This window comes from Salinimicrobium sediminilitoris (genome assembly GCF_020866905.1).
GTDB lineage: Bacteria > Bacteroidota > Bacteroidia > Flavobacteriales > Flavobacteriaceae > Salinimicrobium > Salinimicrobium sediminilitoris.
The window spans coordinates 820,314-834,206 of the sequence record NZ_JAIVCC010000005.1 but is presented as its reverse complement, the minus strand read 5'-3'; the positions used below and the strand labels follow the sequence as shown (position 1 = coordinate 834,206).

Annotated in this window: 10 protein-coding genes and 2 tRNA genes; 5 read left to right on the top strand and 7 right to left on the bottom strand. The window is 41.4% G+C overall.

What is annotated here, in order from left to right; translation table 11 throughout:
- Positions 1-165: 165 nt before the first annotated feature.
- The 3 genes from LA313_RS08865 to arsB are packed head-to-tail and all read left to right on the top strand — an operon-like array spanning position 166 to position 2,364.
- On the top strand, positions 166-501 hold the full coding sequence (locus LA313_RS08865) for an ArsR/SmtB family transcription factor (RefSeq protein WP_228914323.1): 336 nt from the start codon (positions 166-168) through the stop codon (positions 499-501).
- 17 nt (positions 502-518) lie between these two features.
- On the top strand, positions 519-1,292 hold the full coding sequence (locus LA313_RS08860; protein WP_228914322.1) for a metallophosphoesterase family protein: 774 nt from the start codon (positions 519-521) through the stop codon (positions 1,290-1,292).
- Positions 1,293-1,335: 43 nt separating this feature from the next.
- Entirely contained in the window at positions 1,336-2,364 is a 1,029-nt protein-coding gene (arsB, locus tag LA313_RS08855; protein WP_228914321.1) for an ACR3 family arsenite efflux transporter, read from the top strand.
- 66 nt (positions 2,365-2,430) lie between these two features.
- Here arsB and LA313_RS08850 read toward each other — a convergent pair whose 3' ends face one another.
- The 5 genes from LA313_RS08850 to LA313_RS08830 all read right to left on the bottom strand — a co-directional run bounded on the left by LA313_RS08850 (position 2,431) and on the right by LA313_RS08830 (position 8,123).
- A complete protein-coding gene (locus LA313_RS08850; RefSeq protein ID WP_228914320.1) occupies positions 2,431-3,483 on the bottom strand; it encodes an alpha/beta hydrolase in 1,053 nt (350 codons plus the stop codon).
- Between the two features lie 308 nt (positions 3,484-3,791).
- Positions 3,792-3,877: transfer RNA gene (locus LA313_RS08845), tRNA-Leu, on the bottom strand.
- Between the two features lie 81 nt (positions 3,878-3,958).
- Positions 3,959-4,031: transfer RNA gene (locus LA313_RS08840), tRNA-Gly, on the bottom strand.
- A 195-nt stretch (positions 4,032-4,226) separates the two neighbouring features.
- Complete coding sequence (gene mutS / locus LA313_RS08835) at positions 4,227-6,812, bottom strand: DNA mismatch repair protein MutS (RefSeq protein WP_228914455.1); 2,586 nt, start codon at positions 6,810-6,812, stop codon at positions 4,227-4,229.
- Between the two features lie 306 nt (positions 6,813-7,118).
- A complete protein-coding gene (locus LA313_RS08830) occupies positions 7,119-8,123 on the bottom strand; it encodes a hypothetical protein (RefSeq protein ID WP_228914319.1) in 1,005 nt (334 codons plus the stop codon).
- Positions 8,124-8,374: 251 nt separating this feature from the next.
- Here LA313_RS08830 and LA313_RS08825 point away from each other — a divergent pair, with 251 nt between their 5' ends.
- Complete coding sequence (locus LA313_RS08825) at positions 8,375-8,917, top strand: RNA methyltransferase (RefSeq protein WP_228914318.1); 543 nt, start codon at positions 8,375-8,377, stop codon at positions 8,915-8,917.
- 139 nt (positions 8,918-9,056) lie between these two features.
- Here the strand turns inward: LA313_RS08825 and folK are convergent, their stop codons facing one another.
- Positions 9,057-10,178 carry a 2-amino-4-hydroxy-6-hydroxymethyldihydropteridine diphosphokinase gene (folK, locus tag LA313_RS08820; protein ID WP_228914317.1) on the bottom strand — a complete coding sequence of 374 codons (1,122 nt, stop codon included), beginning with the start codon at positions 10,176-10,178 and terminating at the stop codon, positions 9,057-9,059.
- 174 nt (positions 10,179-10,352) lie between these two features.
- Between folK and LA313_RS08815 the strand changes: the two genes are divergently transcribed.
- Positions 10,353-13,001, top strand: coding sequence for an AsmA-like C-terminal region-containing protein (locus tag LA313_RS08815; RefSeq protein ID WP_228914316.1), 2,649 nt, complete (start codon positions 10,353-10,355; stop codon positions 12,999-13,001).
- Here LA313_RS08815 and LA313_RS08810 read toward each other — a convergent pair whose 3' ends face one another.
- Entirely contained in the window at positions 13,002-13,802 is an 801-nt protein-coding gene (locus LA313_RS08810) for a DUF2797 domain-containing protein (RefSeq protein ID WP_228914315.1), read from the bottom strand.
- Positions 13,803-13,893 lie beyond the last annotated feature (91 nt).

Here is a 13,893-nt window from a genome sequence, read left to right as displayed (position 1 = left end):
CAGGATTCTTTTTATCTCTCCTTATAACGAGTGGGTAAAACCAAAAGAAACTATCCTTTAAAAAATCTACAAAATATATCGTAATATTGCGATATATTTACTCTTCCTCGACCGGGTTCCAATATCCAGTGAGGAATGGTTTGCAACATTAAAATTCAGAGTAAAATGGGAGTAACAAAAAATGATCTTTTTACTAAATCTCAAAACGAAATAGCTCTTGCAGCAAAAGCCTTTGCGCACCCTGCCCGCATTGCCATACTGGAATTCCTGCTGAAATCTAACAGCTGTATCAATGGAGATTTAGTTAATGAATTGGGACTGGCTCAGGCTACTATTAGTCAACATCTTCGAGAACTAAAAGATATTGGTATCATACAGGGGACCATTGAAGGTACAAAGGTGAATTACTGTATCAACCCATCCCGTTGGGCAGAAATAAAGGAAAAATTCAATAATATCTTTAATGAATATAATAGCCCTTCTTCAAACGATTGCTGTTAACCTAAAATAGATCCAAAATGAAAATTGCGTTATTTAGCGATATACATGCGAACCTTCCGGCTCTCGAAGCATTTTTTAAAGATGTCGAAAACCGTGATATAGACTTCATCTATTGCCTGGGAGACCTTGTGGGCTATAACATCTGGCCAAATGAGGTTATTGAAGAATTGAGAAAAAGAAACATTTCTGTAATCGCCGGGAACTATGATTATGGCATTGGGAGAAACAGCGATGACTGTGGCTGCGCCTATAGCACCGATGAAGAAAAAGCCAATGGAGCAGTCTCCATTTCCCTTACCAATGAACTCATTTCAGAAAAAAACAGGGCTTACCTTCGGAGCCTTCCGGCGCATATGAGCGTGGAATTTAAAATGAACGGGGAAAACTTAAACCTGTTAATGGTTCATGGCAGTCCGCGCAAGATCAACGAATATCTTTTTGAAGAACGGGAAGAAAAAAGCCTTTTGAGGATATTGGAAAAGGCCGGGGCAGATATTATGTGCTTTGGCCATACGCACAAACCTTATCATAGGATCCTGAATTCCGGGGAAGAAGAAAATCCGCATTACAGGCATGCGATTAATCTGGGCTCGGTTGGAAAACCTAAAGACCGGGATAACCGCGGCGGTTATATAATTCTGGAAATAGATGAGAATAGCTCCATTAAAAAGGCAGATAGCATAAAAGCAGACTTCATAAGGTTTAGTTACGATGTTGAAAAAGCTGCAAAAGCGGTAGAGGATAGTCGGCTTCCCAATGCTTACGCAGAAAATCTTAGAAGAGGATATTAAGAACAATTCTGAATTACTAACCACCACCAAAATTTTAAAAGTCATGTCTGAGAAAAAGGAGATCGCTTTTTTTGAAAAGTATCTAAGTCTATGGGTAGCCCTTTGTATAGCCGGAGGTATATTTATTGGCTATCTCGCAGGAGATGCAATGGAGGTCATGAGCACCTGGGAGATCTACCAGGTAAATATTCCAATTGCCATTCTAATCTGGTTGATGATCTATCCAATGATGTTACAAATAGACTTTACCAGCATTAAAAAGATAGGAAAAAGGCCTAAAGGTATTGTGCTGACATTGGTAATGAACTGGCTGGTCAAACCCTTCACAATGGCATTTTTTGCCTGGATCTTCTTTACCAAGATTTTTGCTGCCTTTATTGATCCCTCGCTTGCCGGAGAATATATCGCCGGAGCTATTATTCTTGGAGCCGCGCCATGCACGGCAATGGTCTTTGTTTGGTCCTATCTTACCGACGGCGATTCCAATTACACCCTCATGCAGGTTTCGGTAAATGATCTTATTATCCTCTTTGCTTATGTGCCAATTGTAGGACTCCTGCTTGGAATAACCGATGTTGTAGTTCCTTATGAAACCCTTATTTTGAGCATACTTATCTACGTGGTTGTACCGTTACTGGCAGGTATCCTTACAAGTAGTATGCTTATCAAAAAACACGGGGCTGATTGGTTCCAGACTGACTTTCTACCCAAGTTCAAGCCGCTGAGTGTCATCGCACTTTTACTGACCCTGGTTCTGCTTTTCGCATTTCAGGGGGAGAATATCCTCAATAATCCACTTATTATCGTTTTGATCGCGGTGCCATTGATCATTCAGACCTACTTTATCTTTTTTGCCACCTGGTTTGCGGGTCGAAAACTCAACCTCAGCCATCCGGTATGCGCCCCGGCCGCCATGATTGGCGCGAGTAATTTCTTCGAATTATCTGTTGCCGTAGCCATAGGGCTCTTTGGGCTGGAAAGTCCGGCAGCATTGGTTTGTGTGGTCGGCGTTCTGGTGGAAGTCCCTGTAATGCTCTCCCTGGTGAACTACGCTAACAAAAAAAGGTATTAAAATTTAGACCAGAGATAATTTAAAGGAAAAATGCTTCCGGGAAATGAACACCTTCTAATTGAATGATCAATTATCATTCGCCTGTTCATCTACCTCCAAATCTCTTATTTCTGCGGAATCAGAATTAATTTCCAGTTTCAGGGTTTCCCTTAAGAACTCTACGATTTCCTTTGTAACCACATGAGTATTTTCAGATTTTATTTCACTTCCTAAAAAATGATTTTTCGGCTCCACCAGTCTCACCAGCTTCTTTAGAGAATCGGGGGTAGCCAGTAATGCATGGACTTCAGGATAAACTTCTACCTCAACATGATCATCCTCTTCAAGAAAATTCTCGTAATAATAAAGGGTGAGGACGGGAGAAGTCACCTTCCGGAAAGTGTCTTCAGAAATAAGCGTCCCCAGTAAAACCTGCAGGTCCACCAGGGCCCGGGAAGGATAGATAGTATCGAAGTATTGCGCGGCAATTTCTTTTTCATGTTCCACCTTCATATGGTCTCCAAAAGAAACAAGGCTCGCTAGTTCATAGCCCCAAGGTGAGTTCAATAGAAAAGCTCCATCTGTCTCATCTTCTATGTATGGCGATAAGTTAATAAGCGCATGCACTTTATCGGGATAAGTAGCAGCTAACTTAAAGGCGAGCGTACCACCCGTGGAGGTGCTCATAATGATCACCTTTTTATCAATTTTTTCACCTACTACCAGGGCTTCCTTAGCCGATTCCCAGGCAGCTCCCGGAGAAAATTCCTCCAGAGCTTCGCCGGCAACCATGCCGTGTCCTGCCCAGCGGGCAAGGTAGAGATTGGCTCCTAGAGTGTCGGCTATCTTAACATTAACAGGATATCCATCCCGGTAACTTCCACCAAATCCATGCAGGTAAACCACACTATATTCTGTGACCTGCGGCTCGTTTTGCTGCCAAAGTATCCGCGCCTGATTATCCTCCCTGAGAGGAAGCTGTTTTTCCCTTTTTTGGATATAGGCTCCCAGCTGTTCCAGATCATTAGGAACATCTGGCAGTTCTTTCCCGTAGTCTGGATTAGGCGGTTTAGGACCTAAAAAATAGGTGATTATAAGGATGAGGAGAACAACAGCAGGAATCCAGTATCTTTTCTTCATTGGGAATGGGGACATCTTGATAAAGGTAATGATTCTTTATAAAAACCTGTGAAGGGGCGTGAAAAGGAGAATATGACTCTTTACTAACTGAGGTGGGGGTTCAAGAGAGAGAAATTACTTCAAAGTCAGTTTGAGACACAAGAGCTTTATATCAAACTTTGAAAATAACTGAATTCAAAAGTGGATAAAATTAGCCTTGATAATGAAAAATCAAATGAAATTCGAAGATTAAAGAAAAATACGGGGGAAATTCAGCCATCCTTAAACAAAAAAACCCTTGAAAATCAGGAGATTAACAAGGGTTTCTGTACTCGGAGCGGGACTTGAACCCGCACGGGAATTTCTTCCCATTGGATTTTAAGTCCAACGTGTCTACCAATTCCACCATCCGAGCGTGGAACTTTAAAATGAAGAGTGGCTTTTTAATATTAAGTTTAAAAAACAAACCCGGTCTGCCCGGGCTTCTCCATTTAAGAGCGAAAAACGGGATTCGAACCCGCGACCTCCACCTTGGCAAGGTGGCGCTCTACCAACTGAGCTATTTTCGCATTTTAAAGAACATTAAAAATAGAGAGCCTTGGTGGCGCTCTACCTCCCGATAGCTATCGGGAGAGCTATTTTCGCGTTTTTAAAGAACTTCTCCTTTTGTGAGGAGTATTGCGGTGCAAATTTAATACATTTCTGAAACTGGCAAAGATTTTTTTTCAAAAAACCCCGTCTTTTATTAGTCTGCCGGTAATCCCCTATACCCCTGCCTGTTGCCTGCTGGTAAGCATTCGTTTGATCTCATTGAGCTTCATCAAAGCTTCCACAGGAGTAAGGGTATTGATATCTGTATGCAGTATTTCTTCTTTAAGTTCTTCCAGGATAGGATCATCGAGATTAAAAAAGCTGAGCTGCATATCGTCTTCGGCCGACTTCTTTAAGGCACCCGATTTTTCCTTCATCCCGTGGGAATCTTCGAGCTTCTTCAGGATCTTATTTGCTCTTCTCAAAACCTGTTGAGGCATACCTGCCATTCGCGCAACATGTATCCCGAAACTGTGCTCACTGCCTCCGGGCACCAGCTTTCTTAGGAACAGCACATTATCCTTAAGCTCCTTTACCGAAACATTATAGTTCTTGATACGCCCAAACGTCTCCCCCATATCGTTTAACTCATGGTAATGGGTTGCAAAGAGGGTTTTTGCTTTGGCAGGGTGCTCATGAAGGTATTCTGTGATGGCCCATGCAATAGAAATACCATCGTAGGTGCTGGTTCCCCGTCCTATTTCATCCAGCAGCACAAGGCTTCTTTCTGAAAGGTTGTTAAGGATGCTTGCAGTTTCATTCATTTCCACCATAAAAGTGGATTCTCCCATGGAGATATTATCACTTGCACCTACCCTTGTAAAGATCTTGTCTACCAGCCCAATCCTAACTGCTTCAGCAGGTACGAAACTTCCCATCTGAGCCATAAGCACAATGAGTGCCGTTTGTCTAAGAATTGCAGACTTACCACTCATGTTGGGCCCGGTGATCATGATAATTTGCTGGGTTTCCCTGTCCAGGTAAAGATCATTGGCAACATAGGCTTCAGAAAGTGGCAATTGCTTTTCAATTACAGGATGACGGCCATTAGTTATTTCGAGTTCAAACGAATCGTCAATTTCCGGTTGGCAGTAATTTTCTATTTTGGCTTGTTGGGCAAAGGAACATAAGCAATCGAGCTGCCCTATTATAAAAGCATTTTGCTGCACCGGCTGAATGTAATCTCCAATCCATGTCACAAGACTGGCAAATATTTCCTGTTCAAGTTGCAGGATCTTTTCTTCGGCTCCAAGGATTTTTGCCTCGTATTCCTTAAGTTCTTCGGTGATATATCTTTCTGCATTCACAAGGGTTTGTTTCCTCACCCAGTCCTCCGGCACCTTAGTTTTATGCGCATTACGTACTTCTATATAATATCCAAAGACATTATTACTCCCAATTTTGAGGGAGGTGATCCCCGTGGCAGCACTCTCCCGCTCCAGGAGCTTATCTAGATAATCCTTACCCGAAAATGCTATTTTTCGCAGTTCATCGAGTTCAGATGAAAATCCTTCGGCAACAGTATTTCCCTTCTGAATATTTACAGGTGCATCTTCGTAAAGGGTTTCTTTTATTTTATTCCGAAGCAGATCGCAACTTTGCAGGTTCTCCCCCATCACCTTTAGAGCCTCTTCGCCGGAAGAAGTTGCAAGTGCCTTGACCGGTATCACTGCTTCCAGGGAATTCTTTAGCTGGATCACCTCCCGTGGGCAAACCTTGCCAGTAGCCACCTTGGAGATCAACCTTTCCAGGTCGCTGATTTTTTTAATATGATTTCTGGTCTTCTGAAGTATTTCGGGTTGATCAACAAGGTAAGCGACCACCTTGTGACGCTTCTTTATTTTTTCTGCATTTTTAAGAGGTAAAGCAAGCCAACGCTTCAGCATCCTTCCTCCCATTGGGGAAATAGTACTATCAATGACATCAAGAAGCGTTACGGCATTTTGTGCGTTTGAAGTGTACAGCTCCAGGTTACGAATAGTAAACCTGTCCATCCATACATACTCTTCCTCGGCAATACGGGTAATCCCGGTAATATGCTGCAGGCGGTGATGTTGTGTTTCTCCCAGGTAGTAAAGAACCGAACCTGCCGCAATTATTCCCTCTTCCAGGTGCTCTACTCCAAAACCTTTTAAGGACTTCGTTTTAAAATGTGTGTTCAGGTTCTCGTAAGCATAATCCAGTTTAAAGACCCAGTCTTCCAGGAAGAAAACATGGTGGTCCTGCCCAAAACTGTTATAGAAATCCTTTTTCTTCTGCTTTGGAACCAGCACCTCGCTGGGACTAAAATTTTGCAGGAGCTTATCAATATATTCCACAGAGCCTTCGGCGGTTAAAAATTCTCCCGTCGAAACATCCAGAAAAGATATTCCCAATGATCTCTTTCCGAAGTGAACTGCGCATAAGAAATTGTTCGTCTTGCTTTGGAGCACCTCATCATTCATAGATACCCCGGGAGTCACTAGCTCGGTCACCCCGCGTTTTACGATCTTTTTCGTGAGTTTTGGATCTTCCAGCTGGTCACAAATTGCCACCCGCTCACCTGCCTTTACCAGTTTAGGTAAATAAGTGTTCAAAGAATGATGTGGAAAACCAGCCAATTCACTACGTTCACTGCCATTATTGCGATTGGTAAGCACAATATTTAAAATACGTGCAGCTTTTACGGCATCTTCCCCGAAAGTTTCATAAAAATCGCCTACCCTAAACAGCAACATCGCATCGGGATATTTCTTCTTGATGCTGTTATACTGCTGCATTAAAGGGGTCACCTTCTTCTCTGATTTTCCTGACACTATGCTTGATTTTTTGCTGAGGGCTAAAATATGGATTCTCTCAATTTAAAGATAATCTTCCCCTCTCTCATTTTCAAACTTTTATCCACAACCTGTCAAACACATTAATTGTAACTTTCCCGATTATTTTTTTCTTAAGCACATGGGGTTTTCTACATATTTATAGGAATTTCCAAATTTACTCTTAAGTATCAAAAATTTATATGAGAACTCCTGCCCTGGATTCCCTTAGATAGACAAGGTAAGAGTTAGGCCTAAAATTAATTCAGACTAAAAGGAGTATCCAACATTTAAAAAGACCCCATCAAATGAAGGGGTAACCTCGAAAAGTAAAAAATCTTTACCCAGTTTAGCTTTTATCCCGGCTCCAACATGGATGGTAGGAAAGGGATAGAAGGATTTTGTGACTCCTGTTATTTCATAATTTTCGACTACATGATCTGTCCTTAATAAAAATCCAACTCCCAACCCTACATAAGAATATGGTCTAAATATTCCTTTATTAGACTGATACTTTATACCAATGGGAATAAGACTTAATGACTGCCATCGGTAACTAGAGGTCCCTGTACTGAGCCTTTCCCTATTTTTTTCATTATCATTCTCCCAATACCTATAAGAAAAGCCTCTTATGTAACTCCAGTTGGTTGATCTCTCTACTCTTAGTTTATCCCTGTAAACTGCGACTCTAAAATGAGTTTCACCTGCTAAATCTTTGGGCATCATTCCAAATGTTACCTCATAACTGTTCACCTGGCTTTCTTCATAGTCTGAAACCGGATACTTTTCCGAAAATTGTAAATTATAATTTCGAAGATCTTTATATATTTTATTTTCGTTGTACCTGATCTCTTTTTGTTCCTGATCTTTAAGATCAGTTTTAATTTGATTAAGCAGCTCCAGGTATTGCTTATTTTTAACAGAGTATTTCTTTCCCTCTTCAGAAGTGATTACCTTTTTAGATGGGGCATTAAGATGAACCGTCTTGTTAATTTGAGTATTAGTAACAAAAAAGTCAGGTTTTGCTTTACCTTTTTTCCTCCATACAAAAAGATCTGTCTTTCCCTTTAAAATTCTTTTTGCAAAAATATACCTCTCGTTACCTGCTGCGTAAATTCTATGCCTTTTAAAGATCCTCCCACTATCAAAACCAAAACCGAGAAGTTCATTTGCAGTATATTGTTTTGCTGAAGCCTCCAGGTTTTTTTTAAAGCTTATCCTTTTAGCGAGCTGGGCATCAGTTTCCTCCTTAATAAAACCCTTGATTGTATCCATTTTAAGATCAACAACATAAGCAGGTTCAAATTTCTCCTGAGCGACAATTACCGAATTACCAAAAAACAGAAAAAAACAGATTAAAAAATGATACACTTTCATTTAAATAGCGAATACATTAAAAATATATATAAAAATGAAGCAAAGATGCACCTTTTTCAACAATAAAGTACCAATTATGCGGAATGTGGATTGTAAAGGACTACATGATTTCCACAGAAAAGATGTTCTGTTTTCATAATTTTGCCGCTATGGAAAATCGAAAGCTGAAAAACAGCGAACTCGTAAGAAAATCTACTGAAGAATTTAAGTCAGCCGAAAAGACGCCGCTTATTGTCATTTTAGACAATGTACGCAGCCTTAATAACGTGGGTTCAATATTTCGCACCTCAGATGCATTTTTGATAGAAAAGATCTACCTCTGCGGGATAACAGCCACTCCGCCTCATAAAGATATTCAAAAAACGGCTTTGGGAGCGACAGATACTGTGGCCTGGGAATATAAGGAAGATGTCCTGGAGCTGGTGAAGGACCTTCAACAGGAAGACGTTCGGGTTTATTCGGTAGAACAAGCCGAAGATTCAACTTTGCTCGATACTTTTACCCCTCAAAAAGGGCAAAAGTACGCCCTGGTTTTCGGGAACGAAGTAAAGGGAGTGCAGCAAAAGGTAGTTACTGCCAGCGACGGAGTCCTGGAAATCCCGCAACTGGGCAGCAAACATTCCCTCAATATTGCCGTGAGTGCAGGAGTCGTCCTTTGGGATGTATTTTCCAAAATTGAGCATTCTTCTTAGAGAATTTTTTTGACTGGTCAATTAGATACAGATCCGGAAAATTAATTTTTGAACCAAGGCTATTAGGGGAAATGATTAAAATTACCAGAAATAAAGTCTTGACTCCTGGTTCTTGCAGCGAAGCGGTCTTTAATCTTTTTTACCCGGTAATTTCCTGCAACAGGCTTAGATAATCTTCCCTTCTTTTCACGAAATCCAGATTGGAAATATCAATGATCTTCACATTGAGCCCGGGCTGGGATTTAATGAAAGACAGGTAGCTGCGGTTGATATTTGCAAGATAATCGGCTTCAATATTCTGTTCGTAATCCCTGCCCCGCTTCTTGATGTTTTCCAGCAACCTTTCGGTATTTTGATAGAAATACACATATAGATCGGGTTTTACCAGCTCCTTGTACATAAGGTTAAAAAGTTTCTGGTAAAGCGAATATTCATCTTCATGAAGGGTGATCTTTGCAAAAATGAGGGATTTAAAAACATCGTAATCGGAAACCACAAAATCCTTGAAAAGATCGTATTGAGCAAGGTCATCTGAAAGCTGCTGATACCTATCAGCCAAAAATGACATTTCCAGCGGAAAAGCGTAGCGGGATTGATCCTCATAAAACTTCGGAAGGAATGGATTGTCCTTGAATCTTTCCAGGATAAGCTTGGCATTAAAATCCTGGGAAACCATGGTTGCAAAACTGGTCTTACCGGCACCTATATTCCCTTCCACGGCAATATAATTGAATCCTGAAAAGGAAAATTTCTTCGGAAGCTTCAGTTTTTCGGGTATAAGCTTTAATTCTGTTCTGTCGACAGACTCCAGCAGGACTTTAATTTTCACCTTTTTGTGAGGGTGCTTTACTTCCGAAGCAATATCGGCAAGAGGCGCCAAAACAAAATTCCGGTTTTGAATTTCGGGGTGAGGTACTGTGAGGTCTTCAGAAGTGATCACCTCATCCTCCACAAGCAGGATATCAAGATCTATTGGCCGGTTTTGATAACGGTCGCCGGATTTTCTCTCCCGCCCCATTTTTTTCTCGATCTCCAGCAGTTGCTTTAGGATCTTATGAGGTTTAAAACGGCTGTCTACAGCAATACAGGAATTAAGGAAAGGTTTACCTTCAAAACCCATGGCAGGGGTTTCATACACCCCCGAAACCGCTCTTACATCTCCCGTTTTTTGCTGAATTTCTTCAACAGCCCTTTGTAAAAAGTTAAATCTGGCACCCTCATTGCTTCCTAGTGCTATATAAACGGTTTTTAAAGGGTTCAAGAGATCTTAAGAAATTTTTAGTAAGACGGGATCAAGATATTTCACAGCAAATTAAATAAAACAAATGCACATACCCTTAACTTTGTTATAAAGAGTTTGAACAAAAACGGCTCCTCGAGGAATTCGGGCATAAGGCACGAACTTGAGGAGAATATGATCCCATAAAAGTAAAAGATGAAAAAATTTTTAAAAATATTCGGAATTATCCTGGGAGTGATCCTTCTCCTGCTTTTTCTTACTCCATTTTTATTTGAAAAGCAGCTGAAAGACCTGGTACAGGATACGATCAACAAAAATGTCAATGCGACAGTGAGCTTTGAAGATGTAGATTTGAGCATCTTCAGGAATTTTCCCGATGCTACCCTGGCCATTCAAAACCTGAAGATCATAAATAATGCTCCTTTTGAAGATGATACTCTTGCCCTGAGTGAAGAGATTATTTTGCAGATGTCGGTTCGGGAACTCTTCAAAAGCGGAGGTGAACCTAAGAAGATTGATGCTCTTAAATTAGAAAACACTTTTCTAAATGTAAAAGTGGACTCCCTGGGGAACAATAATTATGACATTGCCATACAGGATTCCGTTTCTACGACCACCTCAAATGGTGGAGGTTTTCAATTTGATGTAGAGCATTACGAGATCAATAACTCCCGGGTAGACTATGTTGATCAGGGACAAAATATGAAACTACTAGTGGAAGATCTTAACCACGAGGGTACGGGAGATTTCTCTGCCCAGACTTCTACGCTAAGTACTTTTTCAACCGCCCTGGTAAGTTTTGAAATGGACAGTGTGAATTATTTAAAACGGAACAAGCTACAACTTGATGCCGATTTTAAGATGGACCTGGAAGATATGCGTTATACCTTTTTGGAAAATGAAGCGCTAATAAATCAGCTCCCCCTCACCTTTGACGGCTACGTTCAGGTGAATGAAAACGATAATGAAGTGGATCTCACTTTCAAGACCCCCACTTCCTCCTTTAAGAATTTCCTTGCAGTAATGCCCGATGAATATTCTAAGAACATTGAGAATGTTGAAACAAAAGGAGATTTTGTAGTAAATGGATTTATCCGCGGAATTGTTGACGAAACTTATATTCCGAAGATGGAGATCAATATTGCTTCCAACAATGCAGCCTTTAAATATCCCGACCTCCCCAAAGCAGTGGAAGATATTACGATTGCTGCTGTGCTAAAAAATGACACCGGTCTTGCAGAGGATACCTATGTAAACATTGATCGTCTCAATTTCAGGATTGATCAGGACGCTTTCAACGCCAGCGGAAGCATTAAAAACCTTACCGGCAATATGCTGGTGAATATGGCCCTACAGGGAACCATCAACCTGGCAAACATCACCAGGGCCTATCCCCTTGAACTCGAGCAGGACCTGAATGGTATTGTCACTGCCGATCTTACAACAAGCTTCGATATGGAATCTGTTGAAAAGGAGCAGTATCAAAATGTAAAAAGCAGCGGTACTGCGATCATCAGGGATTTTAGCTACACCTCTCCCGAAATCCCGAATGAGATAAAACTCTCTACTGCGCAGCTGCGATTTAATCCGGCTACCGTTAGCCTGGAGAACACAGTATTAACCACGGGACAAACAGATCTCGCTGTTACCGGAACCATTCAGAACCTGATGGGTTATTTATTCACAGATCAAAAGCTAAAGGGGAATTTTACTGCTGCCTCCAAAACTTTTTCGGTGAATGATTTTATGGTGAAGGAAACTGCTGTAGAAGGAGCAGATAATGAACCGTCAACCACTGCAGAAATCCCCGGCGATGAAGCGATCAAGATCCCGTCATTTTTGGATGCCAATATTGACTTTACCGCAAATAGGGTACTGTATGATAACCTGGTACTGGAAAATACCCGTGGAAGTTTAAGGATCGTAGATGAAACTGCCCGCCTGTCTAATGTTACTTCCAACATCTTTGCAGGTAACATCCTGTTGAACGGATTGGTTTCCACCAAGGATCTTATCCCGAATTTTGCCATGCAGCTAGAGTTGCAGTCCATTGACATTGCACGTGCGTTTAAAGACATGGAGCTATTAAGGAATCTCGCACCTATTGCTCAGGCGTTACAGGGAGAACTCACTACAAATATTGATTTAAGAGGAAATTTAAATGATGACCTTACGCCGCAGCTACAAACTTTAGCGGGAAATGCACTTGCAAAAGTTCTGGGGGCAAGGGTGAACCCGGCGCAAACTCCTCTGCTTGCAAAACTGAATCAAAGCCTTACTTTCATTGACCTTAATAACCTTAACTTAAAGGACCTGGAGACAAGATTAACCTTCAATAATGGCCAGGTTGAAGTGCAGCCCTTTGATTTTAACATCAAAGGAATAAAAGGCCGTGCCTCGGGTGCTCATGGTTTTGATTTGGACATGAATTACAATGTAGCCCTGGAAGTTCCAGCACAATATTTAGGCAGCGAGATAGGCAGCACCCTCTCCCGTCTCAGTGCTCAGGACCAGGAGAATATGACTGTTGGCCTACCGGTAAATATTACGGGTAGTTTTAGCAATCCAAACATCAACCTCAACGTACAACAAGCGGTAAATAACCTAACGCAACAAATTCTCGCTACTCAAAAAGAAACTCTCAAAGATAAGGGCCGGGATGTTTTGAGTGACATTATTAGCGGGGGCCAAAAGAAAGATACCATAAGTGGCAGCAGTACCACTCAAAAAGATTCTTTAGCTAAAAAGGATCCTAATGACGCCATAAAAGAGACCGCCAAAGACATCCTGGGCGGAATTCTGGGCGGCAACAAAAAGAAAAAAGATACTACAAAGAGCCAGTAATTATTTTATAGACAGAGACAGAGAGACATTATATCCCTCATGTTTCCTCACGTTGAAGACCATACCGTCTTCAAAAATAAGGTACTGCCCTTTTATCCCTTTTAAAACCCCCTCGTAAAATGGCATTTTAGCGAGGTTAAGGGATTTGCATTTTGTGGGATAGCTCATAACCGGAAACTTTATTTCGAGCTCTTTAGAATTGGGCAGGTAGTAATCCAGGACTTCGGCAGGCAGATATTGTTTCATGTCTTCACGAATGGCCGCCAAATCGAGATCTTTAAGATTGTTAGTGAGCATACTGCGCCAGTTGGTTTTATCAGAAAGATGTTCTTTAAGAGCAACTTCTGTGATCCCGGCAAGATAGCGATTGGGAACCTCTACCACCTCTATGGCTTCGTGCGCCCCCTGATCGATCCAACGGGTAGGGATCTGGCTTTTTCGGGTCACCCCCACTTTCACATTACTGGAATTTGCCAGGTAAACCACATGTGGCTGCAATTGAGCTGCCTTTTCATATTCAAGGTCCCTGTCCTCCTCATCGAGATGTGCTTTGCTTAGTTCCGGCCTAATTACCCACTCCCCCATTTCGGGCAGTTCCATAAAGCAGTTATAACAAACCCCATTGGCAAAGATTTTCTTTTTCTTATGACAACTGGTACACTCATAGTTTAGGAAATTAATCGCCAAACGCTTGTCCAGCACCTGGTTCATATTGAGAAAATCCTGCTCAAAAATGAGGTAATATTGAACTGTTTCTGCTAATTCAGTTTTCATTTTAGTAAGCACACCCTCATAAGTCATAGAAAAGAAGATTTTATCGCAGCCTTATTTTTTGTCAGCTGTAAGAATAGTTTTAATTTTAACCGGTTGCACACCGATTTGAAGCGCCCAA